The following is a 26,301-nucleotide window of genomic DNA, read 5'->3' as shown; positions in this document are numbered from 1 at the left end:
GGATCAGGTTCGACTTGGTGACCAGACCCTCCTCGCGCGACCAGCGCAGCACCTCGAGCGAACGGTCGTAGGTGAAGCCGGGACGGATCCGGCGGAAGATCCGCGGCACCGTCTCGACGTTGTGCGCGAACACCTCGGGCTTGGTGTCGAACAGCTGCTGCAGCAGGTGGCGGTGACCGGAGAAGTCGGGGGCCAGCATCTCGACGCCCACCCCCGGGTTCACCGTGTGGATCTGCCGGATGGTCTCGGCGTACAGCCAGGCGCCCTCGTCCTCGAGGTCGTCACGGCAGACGCCGGTCACGGTGGCGTAGCGCAGGCCCATGGTCTGCACCGACTCGGCGACCCGCAACGGTTCGCCCTTGTCGTAGCCGGACGGCTTGCGCGACTCGATCTGGCAGAAGTCACAGCGCCGGGTGCAGGAGTCGCCGCCGATCAGGAAGGTGGCCTCGCGGTCCTCCCAGCATTCGAAGATGTTGGGGCAGCCGGCCTCCTGGCAGACCGTGTGCAGGCCCTCGTCCTTCACCAGTTTGGTCAGCTGGCGGTACTCGGGGCCCATCCGCGCGGTGGTCTTGATCCACGGCGGTTTGCGCTCGATCGGGGTTTGCGAGTTGCGCACCTCGAGCCGCAACAACCGCCGGCCCGCGGGCGGGGTTGTCGGCGGCGGGCTGACGGCATCGTCTGCAAGGGTCACCGCGTCATCTTATCCCGACCGGCCGGGACGGGAGCGGGGCTCAGCCGTGAGCGGACGCCGTGGGTTCAGCGGCCGGTGGCGACGGCGTCCGGAAGAACGAATTCGGCGGCTCTGGTGTACGGCTGCAGCGCCAGCAACTCGGTCAGATGCGGCTCGATCGCCTGTGCGACCTCGACCAGGGACGGCGGCGGCCCGTCGATCTCGGCGGCGATCGAGGTCACCCCGGCGTCGCTGATGCCGCAGGGCACGATGTTGTCGAAGCCACCCAGGCCGCTGGTCACGTTGAGGGCGAACCCGTGCATCGTGGTCTGCTTCGACACCCGGATGCCGATGGCGGCGATCTTGCGTTCCGGACGGCTGTCGGTGGCGGCCAGCCAGACGCCGGTGCGGCCGTCCACCCGTCCGGTCGCCAGGCCGTAGTCGGCCAGCACCCGGATCAGTGCCTCCTCGACCCGGCGGACGTAGTCGACGACGCCGATGCCGCGGGGCAGGAAGACGATCGGGTAACCGACCAGCTGGCCGGGGCCGTGCCAGGTGATCTTGCCGCCGCGATCGACGTCGACCACCGGCGTACCGTCGAACGGGCGTTCCTGCGGTTCGGTGCGGCGTCCGGCGGTGTAGACCGGAGGATGCTCGACGAACAACACCTGCGGCGGCAGCTCGCCCGAAGCCACCTGGGCGTGCACCTCGCGCTGATACTCCCAGGTCGGGACGTACTCGCTCAGCCGCGGCGGATCCTCGGTCAGCCCCAGGTACTGGAAGACGACCGGACGTGGATCGGCGATGCTGCGCGTGGACACCCGAGCAGTCTACGACCGGAGTTCACAGGGGCCGGCGCCGGTCGAACCAGGTGCCGCTCAGCGTCCGGCGACGGAGTCGATGATGTCGTCCGCGCCGAGCTTGGCCGCAGCCCCGGTCGTCGCCGAGATCCGGTAGAGCCGGCCCAACGGACCCTCGGAGTAGTCACCGCCCCCACCGATCACCAGATCGTCGTTCGTCGCGCCGCTGTTGCGGACGAAAGCCAGCAGGTCGCCGATGGTCCGGTATCCGGGCTTGCCGGGCAGCCCGTGCCCCTCGTAGATCTGCGTGGCCGCGCAGCCCTTGACCGTGCGCAACGGGATGAGCCAGGCCGACCCGTCGAAAATCGCGTGGTCCTTGGCGATCGCCTCGCCCGGACCGCCGACCAGGACCGTCGGAACGCCCTTGCAGGTGGTGCCGATCGCCAGTTTATTGCCGAACAGGTCGAGTCGCTCGGCCTTGCCCGGAATGCCGGCACTGCTCTGGGTGATCCGCTTGACCGGCTTGATGATGCCCTTGCTGCTGAGCGTGAAGATCTGGATCGAGCCGGTGCGCTTCACCTTGTCGACATTGTCGCCGGGTGTGCCCACCACCAGGTAGCCGTCGCGCGCCACCACCGCGCGACCGAAGTAGTCGTACTTGTCGACCGCGCCGGTCACCGACTTGGTCGCCTGGGTGATCGTCCTCATCGACTTCACGCCGGCCGAATCGAGGGTTACGGCGAGAACCGCGCCGGCCTGGGCCTTGCCGTTCACCTTCGCGTCCGGGGCGCCGACGAAGAGCTGGCTGCCCCAGGCGTCCATGGACCGGCCGAGATCGCCGCGCTTGAAGGTGGCGGGCACCTTGCCCTTCCCGGGCACCAGCGCGATCGCGCTGCCGGTCGGCACCCCGGCGCTGGTGAGCTTGTAGAGCCGCACCTCTTCCTCGCTGTGCGCCTCCTTGCTGGTCTCCACGTACGTCGAGAGACTCACGGCCAGGCGTGGCGTCGGTGATTCCACGAGCGCCAGCGACTTGACGCGCGTGCCTGGCTTGCCGAGAACCAGCAGAGAGCGCCGGTTCGCCGGCTGGAGTCCGTTGGCCGACCCCGGAACGACCAGCACCGAGGCCCCGGAGGTGTTGCTGGTGGCGGCGACCAGGTCGGTGTAGCCGTCGCCGTTGAGATCTCTCGCCAGGAGTGCCGAGCCGAGACTGTCCTCGGCAGCCGACACGTCGGCCGGGCGGATGTCGGCGACGCGTCCGGAGCCGTACCAGATCCGCAGGAATCCCACCTCCGCATCGTCGACGGTGCTGACTGCCACGTCGGCCTTGCCGTCGCCGTCATAGTCAGGGGTAGCCGCAGGGATCGGGGCGAAGGCCTCGGCTTGCGGAATCGGTGAGGCCAGCAGCGCCATGGCTGCGAGCGTGAGGACGACAGGCACCTGGCGTAGCTTCATGTCACACCTACGCATCAGCGGCAGGAATCGTGGCAGCGGATCGAACAGGACGTTCACCGTCGTGCGCATTGCCCGTGCCCAGTGCGATTGCCCCACGTGCGGGTGCCTCAAGCGCGTATGTCTCGGTACGTCGATCTCGACAACGCTCGCCGATGGAGGGAACCTCGCCGATCTCACGTCCTCACTCGAAATCGCAGAGCTTTGTCCGTATCGGCGGGCGATGTCGAGATCGCCGGAACGGTGGGGGACGACGTTCGGGTGCCGGATCGCCGGGACGGTGGGAGCAGACACAACGGTGCCCGCCACCCCAACGGGGTGACGGGCACCGTCACGTCTCAGCTCAGCTGATCAGAGGCCGACCTCGGCGGCGAAGTCACCGGCTTCCAGGCGGTGCTTGACCGCGGAGAGGAAGCGGGCGGCGTCCGCGCCGTCGACCAGGCGGTGGTCGTAGCTGAGCGACAGGTACATCATGTCGCGCACCGCGATCACCTCGCCGAGCATCGGATCCTTGACCACCATCGGACGCTTCACCAGCGCGCCGGTGCCCAGGATCGCGGCCTGCGGCTGGTTGATGATCGGGGTGTCGAACAGGGTGCCGGCCGACCCGTAGTTGGTGATGGTGAACGTGCCGCCGGACATCTCGTCGGGACCGAGCTGGTTGCTACGGGCCCGCTTGGCCAGATCGCCGATCTTCCGGGCGATGCCGGCGAGGCTGAGGTCACCGGCGTCCTTGATCACCGGAACCAGCAGGCCGCGATCGGTGTCCACCGCGATGCTCAGGTGCTCGGCATCGTGGTAGGTGATCGTGCCGGCGTCGAGGTCCATCGATGCGTTGATCTTGTCGAACTGCTTGAGCGACTCGCAGACCGCCTTGCAGATGAACGGCAGGTACGACAGCGACGCACCCTCGCGCTGACGGAAGTCGACCTTGGCCTGGCTGCGCAGCCGGCTGATGTTGGTGAAGTCCACCTCGACCGTGCCGGTGAGCTGGGCGGCCACCTGCAACGATTCGACCATCCGCTTGGCGATGACCGAACGCATCCGGCTGATCTTCTCGGTGGTGCCGCGCTTGGAAGCCGCCGGAGGTGCGGCGGGAGCGGACGCCGGTGCGGCGGCGGGGGCTGCGGGAGCCGGGGCGGCTGCTGCGGCGGCAGCGGCCTCGGCTGCCTTCTTGGCGGCTTCGGCGGCAGCCAGGACGTCCTGCTTGCGGATGCGTCCACCGACTCCCGTGCCGCTCACCTCGGACAGCTTCAACCCGTGCTGAGCCGCGAGCTTGCGGACCAGCGGAGTGACGTAGCCGACGTCTTCGGACTCGGCCGGCGCAGGCTTGGCGGCCGCGGGAGCCGGAGGTGCCGCAGGAGCGGGCGGAGCCGGAGGTGCGGGAGGCGCCGGGGGAGCAGGCGGTGCGGCCGGGCTGGGAGCCGGAGCAGCAGGGGCGGACGCCGCCGGTGCCGCCGGAGCGGGTGGGGCCTCCGCAGGTGCGGCACCTGCTTCGCCGATCACGGCGATCACCGCGCCGACCGCTGCGGTCTCATCTTCGTTCACCCGGATCTCGAGGAGGGTGCCGCCGGTGGGTGCCGGAATCTCGGTGTCGACCTTGTCGGTGGAGACCTCGACCAGCGGCTCATCGGGCTCGACGGTGTCGCCGACCTGCTTGAGCCAGCGCGAGATGGTGCCTTCGCTGACCGACTCGCCGAGTTGTGGCAGCTTCACCTCGGTGCCGGACGCCGCACCACCGGCGGCCGGTGCGGCCGGCGCGGGGGGTTCGGCGGCCGGGGCAGGAGCCTCGGCGGCGGGTTCAGGTGCCTCGGCTGCGGGAGCCGACTCGGCCGGAGCCGGCTCGGCGGGGGCGGATCCACCGGCCTCGCTGGCGTCACCGATCAGCGCGAGTACCGAGCCGACGGCGGCGGTCTCGTCTTCGGCGACCTTGATCTCCAGGATCACGCCGGCAGCCGGCGAGGGGATTTCCGTGTCGACCTTGTCGGTGGAGACCTCGACGATGGGCTCGTCCACCTCGACGGTGTCGCCGACCTGCTTGAGCCAGCGCGAAACCGTGCCCTCGGTGACGCTTTCACCCAGGGCGGGCAAAGGAACGGGCGTTGACATGAGTTGGTCTCCTTCGACGGACTGTCAGAACCAGACCACACCCTATCCGGTCGCCGCCACGTTGAGCAGGTAATGGCCGCCCGCATTCCTCATGCCGATCAGGGGCGATGCGCGCGGATGCACCCGATGGCTACGAGCGACCGTGCACAATGGCTGCGTGTCATTCAGATGGGGCTTCGGGCGCCGCAGGAGTTCCGCGCCGCCCATCGACCGCGCCACCATCGCGCACCTGGACGAGTTCGCGAGCAGCCGCCGCGGGGTCGAGGCCTTCCTCGAACCGCAGACCACGATGGCCCGTACCAGCCTGCTGCTGGTGGCGTCCGACGGCGAATGGACGCGGCGCTCCATCGAGTCGCCGGCCTGGGCCCGCCAATTCGCCGGCCGCCACGGACTGCCGCTCTACGACGCGGCGGTGGTCGGCTACCCGCAGCGGATGCGGGACTTCAATGCCCGCCAGAAGGGACGCCGGGTCACCGAATAGGGGTCAGGCCAGGGCCTCGTCGATCCGGTCCAGCTGGTCGGACAGGTCGATGATGCCGCGAAATGCCTCCACCAGGGCCGCCGCGAGGGCGGCGCCGTCACCGGGCTGGGCACCACCGAAGCAGGTGGCGGCGGCGCCGCCGCAGGCCCACAGCCCGGGTACCGGCGTCCCGTCGGTACGCAGCACCCGGGAGCGTTCGTCGATCACCAGGCCGCCCGCGGTACCGGCGTCGCCGGGGTAGACCCGGACGCCCCAGAACGGCTGCCGGTCGACGGCACCCAGGCACGGATTGCGGCGCAGCAACGGGTCGCCGAAGTGCTTGTCCCAGGCGCTGTCGCCGCGGCGGAAGTCGGTGTCGCGGCCACGCTTGGCCAACTGGTTGAACGCCACCGCGCTGCCCAGCAGACCGGCTCGGTCCACCGACAGTCCCTCGGCGAGCTCCTGCAGCGTCGCCGCCCGCACCAGCTCACCCGCCTCGATCGCGGCTTTCGGCGAGGAGCCGGCCGGCCACGGCCCGAGGTCGTGCTGCTTGCGGTGTCGCTTGTCCATCACCAGGAACGACGGCACCGACCGCTGGCCCCGGTTGTGCTCGTACATCCGCTGGCCCGCCCAGACGCCCGGCTCGGCCTCGTTGAAGTAGCGATCGCCGGCGATGTCGACGATCATCCCGTGCGGAGCCACTCGGGCCACGTCGACCCGGTGCGCCGAGCCGTCGGCGAGCAGCACCGGCGTCCACCAGGCCCGGTCGAGCTCGGCGAGCGCCGCGTCCACCTGGGCCCCGGCCCGCAGTGCCGCACCGTCGTTGTCGCCGCCGACCGACCACGACACCGAGGTCGGGCCCGGCAGATGCTGCTTCCTCAGTTCGGCGTCGGCCTCGAAGCCGCCGCAGGCGAGCAGCACGCCGCGCTCGGCGTGCACCTCGACGTCGCCCTCCTCCCGATCCACCCGGACGCCGGTGACGGCGCCGTCGGCGACCAGCAGTTCGGTCATCGGCGATTCCAGCCAGATCTCGACACCACTGCCGAGTGCCCGGCGCAACAGTTCGCTGACCAGAGCACCGCCGGCGCTGAGGGCGGCACCGTCACGGAAACCCCGCCGCAGCCGGGTCAGCAGACCGGGGCTTTCGGCGTCTCGTGAGGTGCGCAGCCGTCCGGCCCAGTCGTCGTCGAGTCGTGCCGTCGGTGCCTTGGCGCGCAGCGTCCGGCCCTGCGACTTGGCGCCGTCCGAGGCGGGCCGGCAGTCGGGCAGCCCCTTGACCACCTCGAGGCCGATCCGCGACGACACCAACCAACGGCCCACCACGGCGGCGGTACGGGTGAAAGCGGCTCGTCGGGCCGCCATCATCTCGTCGGCCGGGGCGGTCAGGCCGTTCAGGTAACCGAGAGCCTCGTCGGCCGAGTCGGACGGCGTCCCGCCCCTGCCCATCAGGTCGTTGCCGGGCATCCACAGGTGGCCGTCGGAGTCTGCGGTCACCGAGCCGACGGACGCGGTGCGTTCGACGACCAGCACCTCATGACCCAGCCGCCGGGCGGCGACGGCGGCCAGCAGACCGGCTGCTCCGGCGCCGACGATCACCACATCGGTGCGCACGGGCTCAGTCCTGCAGGGACTGCGCGAGCGCCACCAGGGTGCGCACCGCGACGCCGGTGCCGCCGGTCGGTACGTAGTCGTAGGGGCCCTCGTCGTTGAACGCCGGGCCGGCGATGTCCAGGTGCGCCCACGGGGTCTGGGCGGGCACGAAGTGGTGCAGGAAAGCGGCGGCGGTCAGCGCACCGCCGTAGCGGTTGCCACCCGAGCGGATGTCGGCCACCTTCGAGTCCAGCTTCTTGCGGGTGCCGTCCGGGATCGGCAGCTGCCAGAACGCCTCACCGGCGGACTCGGCGGCGTCGAGGACATGGTCGGCGGCCTCGTCGTCGCTGGCCATCAGGCCCGCGACCCGCTCGCCGAGGGCCACCATGCAGGCGCCGGTCAGGGTCGCGACGTCGATGATCAGGTCGGGGGAGTCCTCACTCGCCCGGGCCAGCGCGTCGGCCATCACCAGCCGTCCCTCGGCGTCGGAGTTGACGTTCTCGACCGTCGTGCCGCCGTACATGGTGAGCACGTCGGAGGGCCGGTAGGCGGTGCCTGACGGCATGTTCTCGGCCATCGCCGCATAGGCGGTGACCCGCACCTTCAAGCCCAGCTGCGCGATCGCCCGGGTGGCGGCCAGCACGGCGGCGGCGCCGGCCATGTCGCACTTCATCGTGTACATGCCGTCGGCCGGCTTGAGGTTCAGGCCGCCGGTGTCGAAGGTGATGCCCTTGCCGACCAGCGCCAGGTGCGCCTTGGCTCCGCGCGGCGCGTAGTCGAGCCGGACCAGCCGTGGGCCGCGCGAGGAGCCGCCGCCGACCGCGGTGAGTCCGCCGTAGCCGTCGCGCTCGAGCGCCTTCTCGTCGAGGATCTCGACGTCGATCCGGGTGCCCTTGACGGCGTCCCTGGCCGACTCGGCGAAGGTTTCCGGGTAGAGCGTGTTGGCGGGGGTGTTGACCCAGTCGCGGGCCAGGCAGACCGCCGCAGCCAGCGTCCTGGCGGCCTCGACCGCGCGCCGGGCCTCCGGCTTGGCCGAGCTGCTGACCACGGTGATCGAGCCGATCGCGTCCTTGGGCTCCTGGCCGCTCAGTTTCACGAACCGGTAGGCGCCGAGCAGTGCACCCTCGGCCGCACCACGGACCACCTCGGGCTCGACGGCGTCCAGGCAGACGGCGACCCGCAGGGCGCGATCGCCGGCCAGCCCGGACGCGACCCGGACGCCGTTGCCGGCGGCCCGCCGGATCTGTTCGGGGGTCACATCGGTCTCGCCCAGCCCGACCGCGACCAGCCGGACGCCGCCGGTGCCGGTCAGGGTCACCGTGCTGCCGGGCTTGGCCTCGACACCCAGATCGCGGGCAACGGCCAGCAGCGGACGGCCGTACAGCTTCGCCGTCCGGCGCTCGATCTCGTCGGGGATGCCGACCAGGACCGGCTTGCCGGCACTCTCGGCAACTCCGAAGATCACCACGTCGGCGTCCCGGGGGCAGGAGGTCGCCAAGGTCAGGGCGGGAAGGCTGAACGAGGTCACTGGGTGTCCTATCGGTGCCGGGGAGGAATCACCCGTCACCTTAGTCGCAGCCGTCCGCCTGCGAGCCCGCCGTCAGGCATGCGATCCTTTGCCGATGACCAGTTTCGCCTTCGCCACCGCTGCCCGGATCGCGTTCGGTCCGGGATCATCCGCTCAGCTACCGGACGCCGTCGCCGAACTGGGCGCCCGGCCGTTCGTCTGCACGGGGGCAACCCCGGACCGGTTCGCCACCCTGCTGAACGGCCTGGACGGCGCCCGCGCCTGGCCGATCACCGGAGAGCCGACGCTGGACGACATCCGCGCCGGGGTGGCCGCCGCCCGTGAGCACGGTGCGGACGTCGTGGTCGGCCTCGGCGGCGGTGCGGTGCTGGACGCCGCGAAGATCATCGCCGCACTGACGCCCAACGACGGCGACGTCCTCGACTACGTGGAGGTGATCGGTGCCGGACGCGCGATGACGCAGCGGCCGCTGCCGTTCGTGGCGGTGCCGACCACGGCCGGTACCGGCTCGGAGGTCACCATGAACGGCGTGGTGACCTCGCCCGAGCACGGCGTGAAGGTCAGCATGCGGCATCCGACGATGCTGGCCCGGGTCGCCCTGGTCGATCCGGAACTGACGCTCGGCTGCCCGCCCGCGGTGACCGCGTCGTCCGGCCTGGACGCACTCACCCACTGCCTGGAGTCGTTCGTCTCGCCGATGGCGAACCCGCTCACCGACGGCTTCAGCTCCGAGGGACTGCGCCGGGCCGGCCGCAGCCAGCGCCGCGCCTACACCCACGGCGACGACCTGGACGCTCGCACCGACATGGCGCTGTGCGCGCTGCTCGGCGGCCTCGCCCTGGCCAACGCGAAGCTCGGTGCGGTGCACGGCCTGGCCGGCGTGGTCGGCGGACTGACCGGGGCGCCGCACGGCCTCACCTGCGCCACCCTGCTGGTCGAATGCTGCCGCGGCAACGTGGCCGCCCTGCGCGACCGGGCTCCCGAGGACCCGGCGCTGGCCCGCTACGCCGAGGCCGGCGAGCTGCTGTCGGGTACCGCGGGCGTGGACGCCCTGCTGGACTGGCTGGCTGAGACCGTCCGGGTGCTCGAGGTGCCCACCATCGGCCAGCTCGGCGTGACGCCGGAGCAGTACTCGCAGATCTGCACGCAGGCGGCCGCCTCGTCGTCGATGAAGGGCAACCCGATCATGTTGTCGGCGGACGAACTGGAAGAGATCCTGCGCCGCTCCGCCTGATCGGGGCTCGTCACGCGAGATCCCGCCGTGCGCCGGGATGACGAGATGACGGGATGGTCGTCCCGGGCTTGACTGGGGCGTCATCCCGGGCTTGACCCGGGATCTCGGTTCCGCTGGGACGACGCCGAGTCCGCTCGTGACCGACGTTCCGTAAGCTCGCACCCGTGCACGACGACCAGCCGAGGGTTCGCCTGCTCGGCCCGGTGCAGATCGCGGGCCGGGACGGACGCCTCGTCGACCCGCCCGGCGCACGGCTGAAGGCCCTGGTGGCAGCGCTGGCCCTGCAGCCCGGCCAGCCGCACAGCGTGCAGACGCTCACCGACCAGCTCTGGGCGGACGAACCGCCGCGGGCACCTCGGGCCGCGATCCAGACCCTGGTGTCGCGGCTGCGCGCTGTCGCCGCCGACGGCTTGGTGTCCTTCGGTGCCGCCGGCTACAGCATCGCCGTCGCCGCTGAACAGATCGACCTGGGGCGAGCGCGGGCCCACCTCGCAACAGCGCGGACGTCCACCGACCCGGCGGCCGCGCTCGCCGAACTGAACTGCGCCCTGGCCCTGTGGTGCGGCGAACCCGGCGCCGATCAGGGTGACGCGCCGGTCCAGGAACTGCTCCGCGCGCAGGCCGACGCGCTCCGGCTCGACCTGATCGCCGAACGGGCCCGACGCGGCGCGGAGGCCGGCGACGTCGTCCAGGCCTCCGCCGATCTGGGCCAGCTGGTTGAGGCGCGTCCGTTCGACGAGGCCGCGTTGGCGTCCTATCTGGAGAGCCTGGCCGCTCAGGGCCGGATCCCGGAGGCACTGGCCGGGTTCGCCGCGCACCGCGAGCGGCTGGCCGACGAGCTGGGCAGTTCGCCCGGTGCCGCGCTGATCGAGCTGAACACCCGGCTGCTGCGCGCGGCCGAACCGGACCCGCAGCCCAGGCGGCGGATCGGCGTCCGGGCGGCGCCGAACGAGCTGATCGGACGCGACGACGACCTGCAGCGGGTCGAGGCGCTGCTGCGGCATTCCCGGCTGGTCACCGTCCTCGGCACCGGCGGCCTGGGCAAGACCCGGCTCGCCCAGGCCCTGGCCGAACGGTCCCGCCAGCCGGTGGTGGTCGTCGTCGAACTGGCCGGCGTCCGCAGCGATGAGGACGTCACGCTCGCGCTGGCGTCCACCCTGGGAATCCGCGAGAGCACCACCGGCCAACGCCTCGGCGAGGCACTGCCGCGCGCCGACGTGCGGTCCCGGATCATCGGCCAGCTGGCGGAGCGACGCACCCTGCTGGTGATGGACAACTGCGAACACCTGGTCGAGGGCGCCGCGGCGTGGGTGGCCGAGATCCTCGCAGCGGCACCCGAGCTGCGGGTGCTGGCCACCAGCCGCAGCCCGTTGGCGATCGGTGCCGAGGCGGTCTACCCGTTGGAACCGCTGGCGGCGAGCGTCGACGGTCCCGCGGTGCGGCTGTTCGTGGAGCGGGCCCGCGCCGTCCGTCCCGGCGCGAACCTGCCGCTGCCCGCGGTGCAGCGACTCTGCGGTCACCTCGACGGGTTGCCGCTGGCGATCGAGCTGGCCGCGGCCCGCGTCCGGTCGATGACCGTCGAGCAGATCGAGGCCCGGCTGGGGAACCGGTTCGCGCTGCTCGCCGGCGGCGACCGCAGCGCACCCGAGCGGCACCGCACTCTGCAGGCAGTGATCGAGTGGAGCTGGCGGCTGCTCAGCGTCGACGAGCAGAACGCCCTGCGTCTGCTCAGCGTCTTCCCGGACGGCTTCTCGGCCGAGGCCGCGGCGGCGGTGACCGCCAGTGACTGGGCCGATGACCTGCTGGACGGGCTGATCGGCCAGTCGCTGCTCACCGTCGCCGAGGAGCCACTGACTTCCGGCCTGCGCTACCGGATGCTGGAGACCGTCCGCGAGTTCGGCCAGGCGGAGCTCGCCGCCGCCGGCCAGCAGGACGTCGCCCGTGAGGCGCTGTTCCGCTGGGCGCACGACTTCGCCGGCGGGAACCTCCCCCGGCTGCCGGATCTGACGGTCGTCCGGGCGATCACCCTGGAGCAGGACAACCTGGTCACAGTGCTGCGGCTGGCCATCGCCGGCGACCGTCCCGGCGTGGTGGTCACGGTGTTCGCGCTACTCAGCTACTACTGGACAATTCGCGGCGCGCACAGCGAGGTGTATGCGTTCTCCACCGAGGTGCTCGAAGCCGTCCGGCACTACGAGCCCGACGAGCCGCATGTGGACGCGGCGGTGCTCAGCTACGGGCTGCTCACCGTGACGACCCTGGCCGAACAGAACGAGGCATGGGCGCGGGCCTATGCGCGGCTGCGATGGCTGGTCCGGCGACATCCGGTGACCGCCCCCGATCTGGCCGCGATCGCCGAGTTCCTCGCCGCGGGCCCTGACCGGGAGCGGGCGTCGGCGGTGGTGGCCCGGATGCGTGAGTCCGACGACGTCAGCACCGCGCTGTTCGGGGAACTTTTCACCTCCCAGGAGGCGGAGAACGCCGGGCGTCCGGATGAGGCGTCAACCGCCGCGCGTCGGGCCTGGCAGCTGGCCGGCCGGGCCGGCGACCTGTGGCGCGGCCCGATGGCTGCGATGATCCTGGCCGGCTTGGCCACCCAGCGCGCCGACTCGGTGGAGGCGCTGTACTGGGCTGCTCAGGCCGAGGGCGGGTTGCGCGAGTTGCAGGCCGACGACGACCTGCGTCAGCTCGACTGGAGCCGGGCCGGCGCGTTGATCGGTCTCGGACGGGTGGACGAGGCGCGGGTCCTGCTGGAGCGGCTGCAGATTTCGGGACCGCCGGATGCCGCCCGGGTCGAGTACGCGGCGATGGCGGAATGCGGGCTCGGCGAGTTGGCTCGGCTGGAGGGCGATCCGCAGCGCGGAATCGAGCACTACCGGCGGGCGCTGGAGTCCTTCCGCGACCCCGCCCAACGCGGTTCGCCGTGGCACGGCATGGTGCTCGCGGCGCTGCTGTCGGCAGGCATCGCCGACGGTTCCCTGAACACCGAGGAGCAGGCCGAGTACGCCCGGCGACTGAGGTTCCGGGCACTGGTGATGAACCGCGTCCGGCCGGCGGGAATCGACGACCGGCCGGTGCTGGGGGCCCAGGCGCTGGGCCTCTCGGCGTGGCTGATCACCCACCCGGAGCTGCGGGCGCGCGGCCTGGAGTTGCTGGCTCTGGCCGAGCAACTGCACGGCCGGCAGGATCTGCCGTCGCTGCATTGGGGGCCGCATCGTGCGGCGGCGGAGGCCGTCGCCGGCCCGGACGCGGTCGCAGAGGCCCGGCGGGCGGCGTCCGAACTCTCGCTGGACGCCGCCGCCGACCGGGCCCGCGAACTCATTGCCCTCGCCCTTGGTTGAGCGGGCTCCCCGGCGCTCACAAGGGGCTTCGTCATCCCGGGCTCGCCCCGGGATCTCCGTTCGGCGAGTGTCGGCCGGACGAGATCCCGGCGTTCGCCGGGATGACGGGGCCAGGCCGGGATGACGAGGCTTCGGACGTCACGCCTTCCGCATGTACGCCCGGACGGTCAGCGGGGCGAAGATCGCCACGATCACCGCCGCGCCGAACAGGGAGAGCAGCACGTCGCCGCCCATCGCGCCGTTGTTGGCCAGTTCGCGCACCGCGGTGACCAGGTGCGAGATCGGGTTGGCATTGGCGAACCACTTCAGCCAGTCCGGCAAGGTGTCCACCGGCACGTAGGCGTTGGACAGGAAGGTCAGCGGGAACAGGATCAGCATCGAAATGCCCTGCACGCTGGACGCCGTCCGGGCGATCACGCCGAAGAAGGCGAAGATCCAGCTGATCGCCCACGAGCAGGCGATCACCAGCAGCCCGGCCAACGCCACGTTCCCCAGCCCACCAGCCGGGTGGTATCCCATCACGTACCCCATCACGAAGGTGAGCGTGGTGGCGATGGCATACCGGACGGTGTCGGCGAGCAGTGCGCCGGCCAGCGGTGCGATGCGGGCGATCGGCAGCGACCGGAACCGGTCGAAGACCCCCTTGTCCATGTCCTCGCGCAACTGGGTGCCGGTCACCACCGAGGTGGTGATCACGGTCTGTACCAGGATGCCGGGGATCAGCGCGGGCAGGTAGTCCTGCACATTGCCGGCGATCGCGCCGCCGAACAGGTAGGCGAACATCAGCGTGAACAGGATCGGCTGCAGGGTGACGTCGATCAGCTGTTCTGGTGTGCGGCGGATCTTGATCAGTCCGCGGGCGGCCATGGTCAGTGAGTTCTCGATGGTCTGGCCGATGCTGACCCGGTTCTTCAGCACCCGGTCGATGCCGGGTGTGATCGTGGTGTCGAGTGTTGCCGTGGTCATGCGGTGGCTCCTTCCAGGACGGGCTCGCCGGCTTCGTCGGCGTCCTCGCTCACGGCGCCGTGCCCGGTCAGGGCCAGGAACACCTCGTCGAGGGTGGGTTTCTGCACGCTGAGTTCGGCCAGGTGGATGCCGCCGGCGCGCAGCGTGATCAGCAGGTCGGTGACCCGGTCGGCGTCGTGCATCGGCGCGGTGACCCGTCCGTGCTCGGCCGAGACGATGGGGGTGACGCCGAGCACCCGCTCGATGGCGACCCGCAGGTCGTCCAGGTCGCGCGGATCGACCAGCCGTAGCTGCAGGCTGGAGGTGCCGACGGACGCCTTCAACTCGTCGCCGGTGCCTTCGGCCACCACGGTGCCGCGGTCGATCACCGCGATCCGGTCCGCCAACTGGTCGGCCTCGTCCAGGTACTGGGTGGTCAGCAGCACCGTCGAACCGGTGGCCACCAGGCGCCGGATGGTGTCCCACATCTGGGCGCGGGTGCGCGGATCGAGGCCGGTGGTGGGTTCGTCCAGGAAGATCAACGGCGGTTGCGCGATCAGGCTGGCGGCCAGGTCGAGCCGGCGACGCATGCCGCCGGAGAAGTTCTTCAACGGACGCCGGGCGGCCTCGGTCAGGCCGAATTCCTCCAGCAGCGCGGCCGACTTGGCCTTCGCCTCGGCCCGGCTGAGGCCGAGCAGGCGGCTGAACAGCACCAGGTTCTCGGTGGCCGACAGGGTCTCGTCGACCGACGCGTACTGACCGGTGACGCCGATCAACTGACGGACGATCTGCGGCTCGCGCTGCACGTCGTGGCCGAAGATCCGGCCGGTGCCGCCGTCCGGACGCAGCAGGGTGGCGAGCATCGCGATGGTGGTGGTCTTGCCGGCCCCGTTGGGGCCGAGGACGCCGTAGATGGAGCCGGTCGGCACGCGCAGGTCGACGCCGTCCACGGCCCGGTTGGTGCCGAAGACCTTCACCAGGCCGTCGGCTTCGACCGCCCAATCGGAGCGAGCTTCGAAAGCGCTCATGGCGGGTTCCTTTCAATGGACTGGGTAACGAACGTGACCAGTCTGGAAGGCTCCACTTGCAGCGCGCCCGCAGCGCACTGTCAGTCACTGACAGCGCTTTCAGGGAAGCCCGATCAACGTGCCCACCGCTGGTTGAGCTTGTCGAAACCCTGCCAGCGCCGAGCGCCTGGTCTCGTCATCCCGGGCTTGCCCCTTTCGTCTTCTTCGTCATCCCGGGCTTGCCCCGGGATCTCCTCCCCGGTGTGCGGACGTGAGACGCCACAGAGAGATCCCGGCGTGCGCCGGGATGATGTGCACCGGAGGACGTGTTGCGGTCTCTTCGTGGGTGATCTCCGACCTGGCTCGGCGGCCGGGCCACTAGGCTGACGCCGAGATTCCCGGGAATGGAGAACCGATGCCGGAGTTGAAGAAGTCCCCGCTGCACGATCGCCACCAGGCGCTCGGCGCCAAATTCGCCGAATTCGGCGGGTGGTCGATGCCGCTGCAGTACGCCGGGATCGTCTCCGAGCACAAGGCGGTCCGCGACGCGGTGGGCATCTTCGACGTCAGCCACCTCGGCAAGGCCCGGATCACCGGGCCGGGCGCCGTCGGCTTCCTGAACGGCTGCATCACCAACGACGTACACAAGATCGGTGTCGGCCAGGCCCAGTACACGCTGCTCTGCAACGACGCCGGCGGTGTCGTCGACGACCTGATCTGGTACTGGCTGGCCGACGACGAGATCTTCCTGATCCCCAACGCCGCCAACACCGCCGAGGTGGTGGCACTGCTCGCAGCCGCCGCGCCCGACGGCATCACCGTCGTCAACGAGCACGACGATCACGCCGTCCTGGCCGTGCAGGGGCCGTCCTCGGACGAGACCCTCGCCGCGCTCGGGCTGCCGGTCGGTCACGACTACATGCGGTTCGCCCCCGGCACCCTGGACGGCGTCGAACTGACCGTGTGCCGCACCGGCTACACCGGCGAGCGCGGCTACGAGCTGGTCGTGCCGGCCGCCGATGCCGGAAAGGTCTGGGACGCGGTGCTCGCCGCCGGCGAGCAGTATGGGATCGCGCCGGCCGGCCTGGGTGCCCGCGACACGCTGCGTACCGAGATGGGTTACCCGCTGCATGGCCAGGACCTGCGGCCCGACCTGTCGGCGGGGCAGTGCGGCGTCGGCTGGGCGATCGGCTGGAAGAAGGACGCCTTCTGGGGTGCCGAAGCCCTACGCGCCGAGAAGGCCGCGGGGCCGGAACGCCGGCTGACCGGGCTGCTGGCGCAGGGTCGCGGCATTCCGCGTCCGCACATGGAAGTGGTGCACGACGGTGCGGTGGTCGGCGAGGTCACCTCGGGCACGTTCTCGCCGACCCTGGGCAAGGGCATCGCGCTGGCGCTGTTGCCGCCCGCGCTGGTGCCGGGCACCGCGGTGAGCGTCCGCGTCCGCAACCGGGAGGAGCCGTTCGAGGTGGTCAAGCCGCCGTTCGTCACCCCCGGAGTGCGTGCATGAACGGACGCGGTTGGCGCCAGTGGGCGCACCTGGCGCTGGCCGCGGCCGGCCTGGTGGCGGTGCTGTGGGCGGTGGCGCTCAGTGCCAATCCGACGATCTGGTGTCGCGATCAGGTGATGCGGCCGGGCGGTGTGTGCCACAACGCCGAGGGCACCAAGATCCAGACCTATGAGGAACGTGCTAGCGCCGCGCAATGGGCGCGGCCGGTGGTCGGGGTGGTCGGTGCCGGGGTGACGGCCTTCGGTCTCGTGCTCTGGCGGGGCGAGCGCCGCAAGGCAGCAGTCTGAGCCACTCCGTTGGTCGAGCTTGTCGAGACCCCTGCCGCCCTTAGAGATGCGCTGATCAAGGCCTCTCCATAGTCATCCCGGACTTGATCCGGGATCTCCCGCCTGAGATCCCGGGATGACATAGATGATCAGCGCTTCCTTAGCTACTCCGCTTCCAGACTCATCGGCCCGTAGACGAGCCGATCCTCCTCGTAGAGCGAAACCTCTGCGACGCCCGCGTCCGCGAGATCAAGGAAGTGGGCACCGAGCCAGGCTTCAGCGTCGGCCTGGGAGTCGAACGGCTCGCTGAATTCAAGACCGTCGGCGTCCGAGGGCGGGGGATCGTTGCGCCACCGCCACGACATCAGAAGGTGTCGCCGCGCTTCAGCACCGGACGGGGCACCCGCAGCCGGCGCACCGACAGCGAACGGTTGAAGCCGTAGTAGAGCAGGCCCTTGAGCGGTTCGCGAGGAATCCGCTCAGCGGCCAGCTTCTTGAAGCCGCGCCACATCCGGGTGATGTCGATGCCGATCAGCACCATGAAACCCCAGGTGGCATACGTCGCGGGCTCGACCAGCGTCGGGAAGACTGGGGCGAGCACCAGCACGAAGAGCAGCATCGTCATCAGGATCGGCATCGACAGCTCGGCGAGGTTGAACCGGGTGTCGACCCAGTTGCGCATCAGCAGCTTGCCCGGCGCGTTGTCGATCGCCGCCATCTCCTTGCGGCGCTCGGCGCTCGCCTGTTCGCGCGACCTGCGCTTGGCCTCCTTGGGGCTGAGCTGCGGATTGAGCCGCTGGCGGCGCGCGGCCTCGGCGTCCCGGCGTTTCGGGGTGGGCACGGACTTCGCCCGCGGCCCGGCGCCTGGAGTCTCAGGCGTCGCTGCCGGCTCCGGGGCGGCTTCCTTGTCCTTATTGGTGGAGAACAATCCCACGTCGAACCTCGATGTCGGTGGATCAGATGACCCCTCATCCTACCCCGGACGCCGCCCGCGCCGGACCGTTGGACGCGGCCCGGCGACGCCTGGCGGCCGGCCGCCGTCCGGCGAGTTCGACGGCCGGATAGGCTGGTCCCCGATCGCGCACGTCAACGGAAGGCGACCCCCCATGGCTGGGCTTTTCCAACGGATGAAAGCCATCTTCTCCGCCAAGGCCGACAAGGCTCTCGACAAACTCGAAGACCCGCGCGAGACGCTGGACTACTCCTACAGCAAGCAACTCGAGCTGCTGCAGCAGGTGCGTCGCGGCGTGGCCGAGGTGGCGACCAGCCGCAAGCGGGTCGAACTGCAGGCCGGGCAACTCAACCAGCAGATGGACAAGCTGACCGTCGCCGCCACCCGTGCTCTGGAGGCCGGCCGTGAGGATCTCGCCCGTGAGGCTCTGACCCGCAAGTCGGGCCTGCAGCAGCAGCTCACCGAGCTGCAGACCCAGCATGCGGCGCTGCAGTCCGAAGAGGAGCGACTGGTCCGGGCCAGCCAGCAGTTGCAGGCCAAGGTGGACGCCTTCCGGACCCGCAAGGAGACCATCAAGGCCACCTATACGGCGGCCGAGGCGCAGACCAGGATCAGTGAGGCGTTCAGCGGCCTCGGCAAGGAACTCGGCGACGTCGGTCAGGCCATCCAGCGCGCCGAGGACAAGACCACGCAGCTGCAGGCCCGGGCCGCCGCCGTCGACGAACTGCTGGCCAGCGGTGCGCTCGACGACCCGTCCGGCCTGGCCCAGGACGACATCACCCGCGAACTGGACGCGCTGGCGTCCGGTGCCCAGGTGGACAACGAACTGGCGGCACTGAAGGCGTCGCTGTCCGGCGGTGCACAGCCGGGGCAGCTGGACGGCGGAGCGCCCGAGCAGCCTGCCGGTGAGCTGCCGGGCCGTACGTTCGAACAACCCCCGGCGCCCGGGACGGTGCCGGAGTCGGGCTCCACCGAGAACCTGCGGTGAGCTCCGGTCTCGATGGCTGAGCGCCGCCCGCGGGTACTGGTGGCCGGCGGGCCGGTGCGGGACCTATCTGCTCGGGCCGCCGCGGTGGCGCTGGCCACTGGTTTCGCCGATTCCGCCGAGGTGGCCGCTGTCGGCCTGGCAGAGGGCGGACGTGCCCTCGGCCAGGCGCTGGTCGAGCCCGAGGGTGAGCTGGAGTCGCTGCGCACCGGCTGGCTGGCCCGGCGTCCGGGACTGGTCGCGGTGGGTGTCGACCCGGTCGCGCCTGAGGATCCGCTGACCGGCAGCAGTGCCGCGCTGGGACGCCTGGTCGGCTATTCCCTGCAGACCGACGGCTCTTCGCGGGGCGGGCGGACGGCGTCCGTGGCGATCGACCTGACCGCGCTCGACGTGCACGACGCCGGGGCCGGGTTCCTGGGTGCGCTCGGTGCGTCGGCCGATGTGGCGTTGGATGCCGGTCCCGAGCCGTTGGCGGGGCTCACCCGGCTCGAACTGGACGTCGTCCGCGCCCGATTCGCCGGCTGTGAACTGGTCGGCCTGGTGTCACCGGGTGCGTTGGACGACCAACTGCTGGGCCTGCGCGGCGTCACCTCCCGGCGCGGACGCGGGCTGGGCACGCCCGCGGAACGGATGCTGGCGGTGGACGCGGCGCTGGAGCGGTTCGCCGAACTCGCCGACGCCGGTCACGCCCGTGTCGCTGGTGCCGGCGCGGCCGGTGGTGTCGGCTTCGCGATTCTCGCCCTCGGCGGGCGGCTGAGTACCGGTCCGGCGTTCTGTAGTGAACGGATCGGGCTCGACCGTGGCCTGGCGGCGGCCGACCTGGTCGTTGCCGCCTGCGACTCGTTCGACTTCGGACGCCGCGGCGGCGGGGTGGTGACCGAACTCGCCGGATGGTGCGAGACCGCCGAGACCCCGCTGGTGGTGGTGTCGCCGACGATCGAGATGTCTGAGCGCGAGATGCGGGTGATGGGGGTGGAATCCGGCCACCTGCTCGAGCCGGGCACCGACACCGCGGCGGCGCTGACGGCGACCGGGCGCCGGCTCGCCGCCGGCTGGGCGGCGCGGTGGTGACCGGCGTTCACCACGTCCGGTACGAGCGATTACACTGATCCCGGAATACCCGCTCGCCGCGGAGGCGTTGCTCCGGGCGAGTATCCCCGAGAAACCGGAGTCACCATGTCCCTGGACCAGCAGCTCGACATCGACGGCATCATCCTCACCGAAGCCGCAGCGACCAAGGTGAAGGACCTGGTGTCGCAGCAGACCGAAGTGGACCTTTTCCTCCGTATCTCCGTGGCGCCGGGCGGCTGTTCCGGCCTGCGCTACCAGCTCTCCCTCGACGATCGGGAGCTGGACGGCGACGTCACCAAGGAGTGGTTCGGTGTCCCGGTGGTCACCGACCGGATGTCGGCCCCCTACCTGATCGGCGCTACCATCGATTTCGTGGACAGCATCGAGGCGCAGGGCTTCACCATCGACAACCCGAACGCGCAGGGCTCCTGCGCCTGCGGCGACAGCTTCCACTGAGCCCGGCCGCCCGCTGCGGGCGGGACTACGGGTAACAATCCCAGATTCAGCAATATCGGGGCGCCCCAGAGGGGCGTCCCGATGTGCTTTTGGGCTAGGGTGAGCCACCTAGGAATCTGACGATTCGGAGGCTTGCCGGGGCGACCATGCCGTCGGGAGGCGTCCGTCGTGGGAAGGCGGAACGTCCGTGGTGAAGAACCGCACACGCCCCGGCCGCGTCGCGGCGCTGGGGGGCGGAGCGCTGTTGGCGCTTGCGCTGTCCGGCTGCAGTCAGGACACGATCGACCAATGGGGCCGCTGGGGCATGCTTCCGGCGGCCAGTGAGCAGGCTCCGTGGATCGGCAACCTGTGGAACGGCGCCTGGATCGCCTCCATGGTGATCGGTGTGTTCGTCTGGGGCCTGATGGCCTGGGTCGCCATCCGTTATCGCCGTAGGAGCGAGTCCGAGGTGCCCCGGCAGACCCGGTACAACCTGCCGATGGAGATCCTCTACACGATGGTGCCGTTCCTGATCATCGGCGTGCTGTTCTTCTTCACCGTGCAGAGCCAGGACAACGTGCTGGCCAAGGTGAACGACCGTCCGGTCCACACTGTGAACGTGATCGGGCAGAAATGGTCCTGGTCTTTCAACTACATGGAGCAGCAGAACCCCGCGGTCAACGCCGTCGTCTATGACACCGGCACCGTGGAGCGGCTGCCCGACCTGTACCTGCCGGTCAACGAGCCGGTGCGGTTCAACCTGACCTCGGCCGACGTCATCCATTCGTTCTGGGTTCCTGAGTTCTACTTCAAGCTCGACGTCATCCCCGGCCATCCCAACTCCTTCGATGTCACGCCCAGTCGGACGGGTACGTTCCTGGGCAAGTGCGCCGAACTGTGCGGTACCTACCACTCGGCGATGCTGTTCAACGTGCACGTGGTGACCGTCGAGGAGTACAACGCGCATCTGAAGGACCTGGCGGCCAAGGGCCAGACCGGAGAGCTGAAGCCGCCCGCCTGGGTCAACACTGTTCCGTCGGCACCGGCAGATGAGGAGCATCAACGATGAGCGTTGCACGAGTGAGCCTCGGTTCGACGGAGCGCCGGGCGGTCCGTCGGGCGAACTGGGGCAGTAGGGCGATCACGCTGTTGACGTCGACCGACCACAAGGTCATCGCCAACATGTACTTCATCACGGCTTTCGCCTTCTTCGGGTTCGGCGGCCTGCTGGCACTCGCCATCCGGGCCGAGCTCGCCTTCCCGGGTCTGCAGTACCTGCACTACGAGACCTTCAACCAGTTCTTCACCATGCACGGCACGATCATGCTGCTGATGTTCGCGACACCGATGTTCGCGGCCTTCGCCAACGCGATCATGCCGCTGCAGATCGGCGCCCCCGACGTCGCCTTCCCGCGGATGAACATGTTCAGCTACTGGCTGTACCTGTTCGGCTCGGTCACCGCATGCTCGGGCTTCCTGTCGCCGCAGGGTGCGGCGGCTTTCGGCTGGTTCGCCTACGCCCCGCTGTCGGACGCGATCAACTCGCCCGGCGTCGGTGGCGACCTGTGGCTGATGGGCCTGTACGTGATGGGCCTGTCGACGATCCTCGGTGCGGTCAACTTCGTCACCACCATCGTCTGCATGCGGGCGCCGGGCATGACCATGTTCCGGATGCCGATCTTCACCTGGAACATCTTCGTCACCTCGCTGCTGGTGCTGCTGGTGTTCCCGGTGCTGGCCGCCGGCCTGCTGGTCCTCGAGGCTGATCGCCGGCTCGGCACCCACGTCCTCGACCCCGCGGTCGGTGGCGCGGTGCTGTGGCAGCACCTGTTCTGGTTCTTCGGGCACCCCGAGGTCTACATCATCGCGATCCCGTTCTTCGGCATCATCACCGAGATCCTGCCGGTGTTCAGCCGCAAGCCGATCTTCGGTTACGTCGGCCTCGTCGCCGCGACGATGGCGATCGGCGGCCTGAGCGTGGCGGTGTGGGCGCACCACATGTTCGTCACCGGAGCGGTGAACCTGCCGTTCTTCTCGTTCATGACCTTCATGATCGCGGTACCCACCGGGGTGAAGTTCTTCAACTGGATCGGCACCCTATGGGGCGGGTCGATCAGTTTCGAAACACCGATGATGTGGGCGATGGGCTTCCTCACCACCTTCCTGTTCGGTGGCCTGACCGGCGTCATCCTGGCCAGCCCGCCGCTGGACTTCCACGTCTCCGATACCTACTTCGTCGTCGCGCACTTCCACTACGTGCTGTTCGGCACAGTGGTGTTCGCGATGTTCGGCGGCTTCTACTACTGGTGGCCCAAGTTCACCGGCCGGATGCTCAACGAGCGCTGGGGCAAGGTGCACTTCTGGATGCTGTTCTTCGGCTTCCACCTGACCTTCCTGGTGCAGCACTGGCTGGGCATCGAGGGCATGCAGCGACGGATCGCCGACTACCTGCCGACCGAGGGCTTCGAGTTCCTCAACCAGGTCTCCACCGTCGGTGCCTTCCTGCTCGGCATCTCGATGCTGCCGTTCTTCTGGAACATCTGGATCAGCCGCAACTCACCGCTGGTCAACACCGACGATCCGTGGGGCTGGGGTCGCTCGCTGGAGTGGGCGACGTCCTGCCCGCCGCCGCGGCACAACTTCAGCAAGCTGCCGCGGATCCGTTCCGAGTCGCCCGCCTTCGATCTGCACCATCCCGAGATCCACGGTGTGGATCGCACCGAGGAGATGGACGTCCTGCTCACCGGCGTCGGTACGGCGTCCTCCATCGAGAACCCCAAGGGGGAGTGAACCTATGAAGGTCGAAGGCTGGATGTTCGCCGCGATCGCGATCTTCGTCGCGATCGTGACGCCGATCTACTGGTTCATGTCCCACGAGATCATCGGCACCGTCGCGCTGATCATGACGGTGCTGCTGTTCACGATGGTCGCGTTCTACGTGTTCAACCTGTCCCGCAAGATGGACGCCCGGTTGGAGGACCGCAAGGACGCCGAGATCGCCGAAGGCGCCGGCGCACTGGGCTTCTTCCCGCCGAAGAGCATCTGGCCCTTCTGGGTCGCGCTCACCGTGCAACTGCTCGCACTCGGCCCGGTCTTCGGCTGGTGGATCAGCATTCTCGCCGTCTGCCTCGGCATCTGGGCCCTCAGCGGTTGGGTCTTCGAGTACTACCGCGGCGACTACCAGCACTGAGCCTGGAGGGTTTCCCCGTCCGGGAGTCACACCCGCCACCTAAAGCCCTGCCTAACTAGTTCTGCCCTCCCACATGCGGGAGGGCAGAACTAGTTAGGCAGGGCTTTAGGGCGCTTGTCGGCTCACTCAACAGGAACTTATCCACAGGCCGGAGCCGTTGATGAACGATCCGGGCTGTTGGTGTCCAAGGTGAGGACATGACCGTCTACACCACCAAGTCGTGGATGCACGACCAATCGTGTGACCGTAAGGGAATGGATTCCGCCTTGCGGGCAGGGCAGCTGGTGAGGTTGCGGCGCGGCGTCGTGATGCCGACCGAGAACCTCGCGCCCTGGGAGCTGCATCGTCGCAGAGTGGACGCCGCGGCACTGGCGATTAACCACGGCACCTACTTCGCGTTTCAGTCGGCGGCGATCCTGCACGGACTGCTCGTGCGAATCGCGGACGCGCTGCCGGTGCAGGTGGTCCGGACGATGGGCGGTCGGCACACCCGGAATCGGCTGTGTCGGTGCCGCTCGAACTCTGGTCGGTTTTGCCGGTCGAAAAGTGAACGGTTGTGGGCAGCTTTAGCCCTGGTTGTGGCCGGTGGTTGTTGTGATGCTGGGGAGGCTGTCGATGCCTCGGTTGCGAAGCCGGTAGCTGGCTCCCTTGAGCGTCAGCACGTCGGCGTGGTGGACGATCCGGTCAATCATCGCGGCAGCGACGACCTGGTCGCCGAAGACGCCTCCCCAACCACTGAATGGCAGGTTCGAGGTGAGGATCAGCGAGGCATGCTCGTAGCGGCTCGAGACGAGCTGGAAGAACAGGTTCGCGGCGTCTTGTTCGAAGGGGAGGTAGCCGACCTCGTCGACGATGATCAGTCCGTAGCGGCGCAACCGGGTGAGTTCGGCGGGCAGGCGTCCGGCGCGGTGGGCGTCGGTGAGGCGGGTGACCCAGTCGGTCGCGGTGGCGAACAGGACCCGGTGGCCGTAGTGGGCGGCCTTCACACCGAGCCCGATGGCGAGGTGGGTCTTGCCGGTGCCGGGTGGTCCGAGCAGGACGACGTTGCGGGCCTCGGCCAGGAAGCCGCCGGAGGCGAGCGCGGCGACCTGCTGGCGTGCCGCGGGTTGGGCGTCGAAGTCGAAGTCGTCCAACGTCTTGCGGGCCCCGAACCCGGCGGCCCGGATCCGCATGTCGGCGCCGGAGGCGTTCCGGGCTGACACCTCACGCTCCAGCACCGCGGCCAGGTAGTCCTCGAACGTCCAGCCGGCATCCCTGGCCTGGTCGGCCAGCCGGGTGGCGGATTCCAGGATCCGGGGTGCCTTGAGGGCGCCGGCCAGCCAAGTCAGCTGCTTGGTGGTCTCGCTGGTCTTGGTGGTCATCGGGCACCTGCCTGGGTGTTGATTCCGAATGCCTTGTCGTAGTCGGCCAGGTCACGGACGAGCTCGTCGGGGCCGGGCCGTGGGCGGGGTTGTTGGAACTCGCGGCGTAGCCGGGCGGCGGTCTCCACGTGGGCGGTATCGGTGACGGTCAGGCCTCGGGCCCACAGTCAGGGATGGTCGGCGACCAGCCTGCCGTCCAGGTGCACCTGGACCCGGTCGAGGTCGGCGCGGGCCTGAACCGTGCGGCCGATCGCGGTCGGGTCGACCGAGTAGTCGTTGCTGGCGACCCGCACGTAGTAGTCACGGCCCAGCCGGACCTGGCTGCGCCAGCCGACCACAGGTGGCACCGGCGGCAGGCCGAGCATCGCCTGCTTGTCGACCTCGAGCCGATCGCAGGGCTTGGCCTGGATCGTGCGCACCATCCGGGTGTTCGCAGTGGCCAACCAGTCGGTGAACTGCTCGTTGAAATCCTGCGGTGAGGCGAAGCTGCGGCCGGGCATGAACGAGGTCTCGAACCAGCCGTTGCGTCGTTCCACGACCCCCTTCGACTCGGGATCCCGCGGTGGGAGCAGCACCAGCCGGGTCGCCAGGGTGCCCATGAACGCCGGCACGCCCTCTGAGCGGGTCCGGCCACGGCCGATACCCCGCTCGTTGTCCCAAATCAGCCGGCGGGGAACCCGGCCGAGCTGCTGCAGCAACAGCCAGCTGCCCAACAGCAGATCCTCGGTGGTCTTGGTCGGGATCATCCGGCCCAGCACGAACCGGGAATACGCCAACGTGATCACCAGCACCGGCAACAAGCTGGCCGTGCCGTTCTCCAGCTGGATCTTCCGCGGCGGGAACCACAGATCACACTGAGCCGCATCGCCGGCCTCCCACACGATCCGGTCGGCCGGGTCCTGCGGCTGGTACTCCGGACGGATCCGGGCCACATTGTCGCGGAACCACGACGACGAACCCGTCCAGCCCACCCGCTCCGCGATCACCGTCGCCGGCATATCCGGGGTGTCGGCCAACAAGCCGCGCACCCTGGCCTCGACCGCCACGAACGACGTCACAGCCGGCGTCCGCTCGTACTTCGGTGGCCCGTCCGACTTCACCGCCTTGATCACCGTCGTCCGCGAGATGCCCAACCTTCGCGCGATCGCCGCGTGCGGCACCTCCTCCGCGGCAAGCCTCCTGATCAGTGCCCAGTCCTCCATGGTGATCACCCTTCCGATGGTGTCGGGGTGTTCACTTTTCACCGGCGTAACTGTTCAGTTTTCGAGCGGCGTCGACAGGCTGCTCCAGGCCGCTCCGGCGATCCTGGACGACGATGACACGGACTTGATTGACGGACTTCCGAGCACCAGCCTGCGCCGAACGGTCACCGATCTGGCGAGGCGGCTGTCCTTCCCCGAC

23 protein-coding genes and 1 pseudogene are annotated in these 26,301 nt (G+C 69.7%); 12 read left to right on the top strand and 12 right to left on the bottom strand.

Annotated features, from left to right (window positions below):
• The 4 genes from Q0066_RS02220 to sucB all read right to left on the bottom strand — a co-directional run.
• On the bottom strand, nucleotides 1-691 hold a 691-nt coding region (locus Q0066_RS02220; protein ID WP_298129623.1), incomplete at its 3' end, for a lipoyl synthase.
• Between the two features lie 65 nt (nucleotides 692-756).
• Nucleotides 757-1,491 (bottom strand): lipoyl(octanoyl) transferase LipB, encoded by a 735-nt coding sequence (gene lipB / locus Q0066_RS02215; protein ID WP_298129621.1) that lies wholly within the window; start codon nucleotides 1,489-1,491, stop codon nucleotides 757-759.
• A 57-nt stretch (nucleotides 1,492-1,548) separates the two neighbouring features.
• Nucleotides 1,549-2,991, bottom strand: a complete 1,443-nt coding sequence (locus Q0066_RS02210; RefSeq protein WP_298129619.1) for an FG-GAP-like repeat-containing protein — start codon at nucleotides 2,989-2,991, stop codon at nucleotides 1,549-1,551.
• A 279-nt stretch (nucleotides 2,992-3,270) separates the two neighbouring features.
• Nucleotides 3,271-5,028, bottom strand: a complete 1,758-nt coding sequence (gene sucB, locus Q0066_RS02205; protein ID WP_298129617.1) for a 2-oxoglutarate dehydrogenase, E2 component, dihydrolipoamide succinyltransferase — start codon at nucleotides 5,026-5,028, stop codon at nucleotides 3,271-3,273.
• A 157-nt stretch (nucleotides 5,029-5,185) separates the two neighbouring features.
• Here sucB and Q0066_RS02200 point away from each other — a divergent pair, with 157 nt between their 5' ends.
• Nucleotides 5,186-5,509 (top strand): hypothetical protein, encoded by a 324-nt coding sequence (locus Q0066_RS02200; RefSeq protein WP_298129614.1) that lies wholly within the window; start codon nucleotides 5,186-5,188, stop codon nucleotides 5,507-5,509.
• A 3-nt stretch (nucleotides 5,510-5,512) separates the two neighbouring features.
• Here Q0066_RS02200 and Q0066_RS02195 read toward each other — a convergent pair whose 3' ends face one another.
• Together Q0066_RS02195 and Q0066_RS02190 are read right to left on the bottom strand one after the other, a co-directional pair.
• Nucleotides 5,513-7,099, bottom strand: a complete 1,587-nt coding sequence (locus tag Q0066_RS02195) for an FAD-dependent oxidoreductase (protein ID WP_298129612.1) — start codon at nucleotides 7,097-7,099, stop codon at nucleotides 5,513-5,515.
• Nucleotides 7,100-7,103: 4 nt separating this feature from the next.
• The gene (locus tag Q0066_RS02190; protein WP_298129610.1) at nucleotides 7,104-8,606 is read right to left on the bottom strand and encodes a leucyl aminopeptidase; all 1,503 of its coding nucleotides are present in this window, start codon (nucleotides 8,604-8,606) and stop codon (nucleotides 7,104-7,106) included.
• Nucleotides 8,607-8,700: 94 nt separating this feature from the next.
• Here Q0066_RS02190 and Q0066_RS02185 point away from each other — a divergent pair, with 94 nt between their 5' ends.
• Nucleotides 8,701-9,840, top strand: coding sequence for an iron-containing alcohol dehydrogenase (locus tag Q0066_RS02185; protein ID WP_298129608.1), 1,140 nt, complete (start codon nucleotides 8,701-8,703; stop codon nucleotides 9,838-9,840).
• A 164-nt stretch (nucleotides 9,841-10,004) separates the two neighbouring features.
• On the top strand, nucleotides 10,005-13,181 hold the full coding sequence (locus Q0066_RS02180; protein WP_298129606.1) for a BTAD domain-containing putative transcriptional regulator: 3,177 nt from the start codon (nucleotides 10,005-10,007) through the stop codon (nucleotides 13,179-13,181).
• Nucleotides 13,182-13,319: 138 nt separating this feature from the next.
• On the opposite strand, the gene Q0066_RS02175 is transcribed toward Q0066_RS02180, so the two are convergent.
• A complete protein-coding gene (locus Q0066_RS02175) occupies nucleotides 13,320-14,147 on the bottom strand; it encodes an ABC transporter permease (RefSeq protein WP_298129603.1) in 828 nt (275 codons plus the stop codon).
• Nucleotides 14,144-15,154: an ATP-binding cassette domain-containing protein gene (locus Q0066_RS02170; RefSeq protein ID WP_298129601.1), complete on the bottom strand. Its 1,011-nt coding sequence runs from the start codon at nucleotides 15,152-15,154 to the stop codon at nucleotides 14,144-14,146. The genes Q0066_RS02175 and Q0066_RS02170 overlap by 4 nt, the downstream gene beginning before the upstream one ends.
• A gap of 394 nt (nucleotides 15,155-15,548) precedes the next feature.
• Between Q0066_RS02170 and gcvT the strand changes: the two genes are divergently transcribed.
• On the top strand, nucleotides 15,549-16,640 hold the full coding sequence (gene gcvT, locus Q0066_RS02165) for a glycine cleavage system aminomethyltransferase GcvT (protein WP_298129599.1): 1,092 nt from the start codon (nucleotides 15,549-15,551) through the stop codon (nucleotides 16,638-16,640).
• Nucleotides 16,637-16,927, top strand: coding sequence for a hypothetical protein (locus Q0066_RS02160; protein ID WP_298129597.1), 291 nt, complete (start codon nucleotides 16,637-16,639; stop codon nucleotides 16,925-16,927). Before gcvT ends, Q0066_RS02160 begins: the two co-directional genes overlap by 4 nt.
• Before the next feature lie 143 nt (nucleotides 16,928-17,070).
• Here Q0066_RS02160 and Q0066_RS02155 read toward each other — a convergent pair whose 3' ends face one another.
• Both Q0066_RS02155 and Q0066_RS02150 read right to left on the bottom strand, forming a co-directional pair.
• Nucleotides 17,071-17,271, bottom strand: coding sequence for a hypothetical protein (locus Q0066_RS02155; protein WP_298129595.1), 201 nt, complete (start codon nucleotides 17,269-17,271; stop codon nucleotides 17,071-17,073).
• Entirely contained in the window at nucleotides 17,271-17,840 is a 570-nt protein-coding gene (locus Q0066_RS02150; protein ID WP_298129594.1) for a DUF3043 domain-containing protein, read from the bottom strand. The genes Q0066_RS02155 and Q0066_RS02150 overlap by 1 nt, the downstream gene beginning before the upstream one ends.
• A gap of 172 nt (nucleotides 17,841-18,012) precedes the next feature.
• On the opposite strand from Q0066_RS02150, the gene Q0066_RS02145 reads away from it, so the two are divergent.
• The 6 genes from Q0066_RS02145 to Q0066_RS02120 all read left to right on the top strand — a co-directional run bounded on the left by Q0066_RS02145 (nucleotide 18,013) and on the right by Q0066_RS02120 (nucleotide 23,539).
• A complete protein-coding gene (locus Q0066_RS02145; protein ID WP_298129593.1) occupies nucleotides 18,013-18,846 on the top strand; it encodes a PspA/IM30 family protein in 834 nt (277 codons plus the stop codon).
• A 12-nt stretch (nucleotides 18,847-18,858) separates the two neighbouring features.
• Nucleotides 18,859-19,914 (top strand): glycerate kinase, encoded by a 1,056-nt coding sequence (locus Q0066_RS02140; RefSeq protein ID WP_298129592.1) that lies wholly within the window; start codon nucleotides 18,859-18,861, stop codon nucleotides 19,912-19,914.
• 105 nt (nucleotides 19,915-20,019) lie between these two features.
• Complete coding sequence (locus Q0066_RS02135) at nucleotides 20,020-20,370, top strand: iron-sulfur cluster assembly accessory protein (RefSeq protein ID WP_298129590.1); 351 nt, start codon at nucleotides 20,020-20,022, stop codon at nucleotides 20,368-20,370.
• Nucleotides 20,371-20,650: 280 nt separating this feature from the next.
• Nucleotides 20,651-21,418 carry a cytochrome c oxidase subunit II gene (coxB, locus tag Q0066_RS02130; protein ID WP_298129625.1) on the top strand — a complete coding sequence of 256 codons (768 nt, stop codon included), beginning with the start codon at nucleotides 20,651-20,653 and terminating at the stop codon, nucleotides 21,416-21,418.
• Nucleotides 21,415-23,139: a cytochrome c oxidase subunit I gene (gene ctaD, locus Q0066_RS02125; protein ID WP_298129589.1), complete on the top strand. Its 1,725-nt coding sequence runs from the start codon at nucleotides 21,415-21,417 to the stop codon at nucleotides 23,137-23,139. The genes coxB and ctaD overlap by 4 nt, the downstream gene beginning before the upstream one ends.
• Nucleotides 23,140-23,143: 4 nt before the next feature.
• Nucleotides 23,144-23,539 (top strand): cytochrome c oxidase subunit 4, encoded by a 396-nt coding sequence (locus Q0066_RS02120; RefSeq protein ID WP_298129587.1) that lies wholly within the window; start codon nucleotides 23,144-23,146, stop codon nucleotides 23,537-23,539.
• 566 nt (nucleotides 23,540-24,105) lie between these two features.
• Here the strand turns inward: Q0066_RS02120 and istB are convergent.
• The gene (gene istB, locus Q0066_RS02115; RefSeq protein ID WP_298129585.1) at nucleotides 24,106-24,900 is read right to left on the bottom strand and encodes an IS21-like element helper ATPase IstB; all 795 of its coding nucleotides are present in this window, start codon (nucleotides 24,898-24,900) and stop codon (nucleotides 24,106-24,108) included.
• Nucleotides 24,897-26,111, bottom strand: a pseudogene (istA, locus tag Q0066_RS02110) (IS21 family transposase). The gene istB and the pseudogene istA overlap by 4 nt, the downstream one beginning before the upstream one ends.
• Between istA and Q0066_RS02105 the strand changes: the two are divergent.
• The coding region (locus Q0066_RS02105; protein WP_298129583.1) for a hypothetical protein at nucleotides 26,101-26,301 on the top strand (201 nt) is incomplete at its 3' end. The pseudogene istA and the gene Q0066_RS02105 sit on opposite strands and share 11 nt — an antisense overlap.

Source organism: Micropruina sp. (assembly GCF_027492755.1).
GTDB lineage: Bacteria > Actinomycetota > Actinomycetes > Propionibacteriales > Propionibacteriaceae > Micropruina.
This window is presented reverse-complemented; position numbering and strand designations above follow the sequence as displayed.

Excerpts from the sequence above, each read along its gene's own strand:
- Q0066_RS02145 (WP_298129593.1), top strand. The coding sequence starts at position 18,013 with ATGGCTGGGCTTTTCCAACGGATGAAAGCCATCTTCTCCGCCAAGGCC.
- Q0066_RS02155 (WP_298129595.1), bottom strand. The coding sequence starts at position 17,271 with ATGTCGTGGCGGTGGCGCAACGATCCCCCGCCCTCGGACGCCGACGGT.
- ctaD (WP_298129589.1), top strand. The coding sequence starts at position 21,415 with ATGAGCGTTGCACGAGTGAGCCTCGGTTCGACGGAGCGCCGGGCGGTC.
- Q0066_RS02185 (WP_298129608.1), top strand. The coding sequence starts at position 8,701 with ATGACCAGTTTCGCCTTCGCCACCGCTGCCCGGATCGCGTTCGGTCCG.
- Q0066_RS02140 (WP_298129592.1), top strand. The coding sequence starts at position 18,859 with ATGGCTGAGCGCCGCCCGCGGGTACTGGTGGCCGGCGGGCCGGTGCGG.
- Q0066_RS02160 (WP_298129597.1), top strand. The coding sequence starts at position 16,637 with ATGAACGGACGCGGTTGGCGCCAGTGGGCGCACCTGGCGCTGGCCGCG.
- gcvT (WP_298129599.1), top strand. The coding sequence starts at position 15,549 with ATGCCGGAGTTGAAGAAGTCCCCGCTGCACGATCGCCACCAGGCGCTC.
- sucB (WP_298129617.1), bottom strand. The coding sequence starts at position 5,028 with ATGTCAACGCCCGTTCCTTTGCCCGCCCTGGGTGAAAGCGTCACCGAG.
- Q0066_RS02175 (WP_298129603.1), bottom strand. The coding sequence starts at position 14,147 with ATGACCACGGCAACACTCGACACCACGATCACACCCGGCATCGACCGG.
- istB (WP_298129585.1), bottom strand. The coding sequence starts at position 24,900 with ATGACCACCAAGACCAGCGAGACCACCAAGCAGCTGACTTGGCTGGCC.
- Q0066_RS02135 (WP_298129590.1), top strand. The coding sequence starts at position 20,020 with ATGTCCCTGGACCAGCAGCTCGACATCGACGGCATCATCCTCACCGAA.
- Q0066_RS02170 (WP_298129601.1), bottom strand. The coding sequence starts at position 15,154 with ATGAGCGCTTTCGAAGCTCGCTCCGATTGGGCGGTCGAAGCCGACGGC.
- Q0066_RS02120 (WP_298129587.1), top strand. The coding sequence starts at position 23,144 with ATGAAGGTCGAAGGCTGGATGTTCGCCGCGATCGCGATCTTCGTCGCG.
- Q0066_RS02210 (WP_298129619.1), bottom strand. The coding sequence starts at position 2,991 with ATGCGCACGACGGTGAACGTCCTGTTCGATCCGCTGCCACGATTCCTG.